Source organism: Vibrio sp. Vb2131, assembly GCF_033338535.1.
Lineage (GTDB): Bacteria > Pseudomonadota > Gammaproteobacteria > Enterobacterales > Vibrionaceae > Vibrio > Vibrio alginolyticus.
Genome location: NZ_JAWOSW010000107.1, coordinates 1 through 610 on the forward strand (window position 1 = coordinate 1; position 610 = coordinate 610).

Consider the following 610-nt stretch of genomic DNA (forward strand, 5'->3'; position numbering starts at 1 on the left):
ACCGCCAGCCACCAAAGGTTATCCGCCTTCGGTATTTGCCAAGTTGCCTGCGCTGGTGGAACGTGCGGGTAATGGCAGCCCAGAGCAAGGCTCGATCACCGCTTTCTTTACCGTTTTAACCGAAGGTGACGATCTGCAAGACCCGATCGCCGATGCGTCTCGTGCCATTCTTGATGGTCACATTGTTTTGTCGCGTGAAATGGCAGACGCGGGCCATTACCCTGCGATTGACGTCGAGAAATCGGTCAGCCGAGTGATGCCTCAGATCACCACCGAAGAACATGTGTTGATGTCGAAAGCGGTACGTCAGGTCTTGTCTATTTGTCGCAAAAATCAAGATTTGGTGTCGATTGGTGCTTACAAGCCGGGCACCGATCCGGCTATCGATGGAGCATTTACATTAAAGCCAAAGCTAGACGAATACTTGCAGCAGCGTATGAAAGAATCGGTGCCATACGACATGTGCGTCAATATGCTCAGAAATATTTTGGGTGGGTAATAGCGTATGAATAATGCGATGGAATTCCTACTTGAGCAGACCAAAGAGCGCGAAGACCAAGCCGTACTTGCGCTGAACAAAGCGCGCTCTGAGCTTGAAGACTATTACAGT

At 50.3% G+C, this 610-nt stretch carries 2 pseudogenes; both read left to right on the plus strand.

The features are described from left to right. Positions 1–499, plus strand: a pseudogene (gene fliI / locus R7E38_RS23125) (flagellum-specific ATP synthase FliI); the annotation flags it as partial. Between the two features lie 6 nt (positions 500–505). Next, positions 506–610: pseudogene (locus R7E38_RS23130) on the plus strand (flagella biosynthesis chaperone FliJ); the annotation flags it as partial.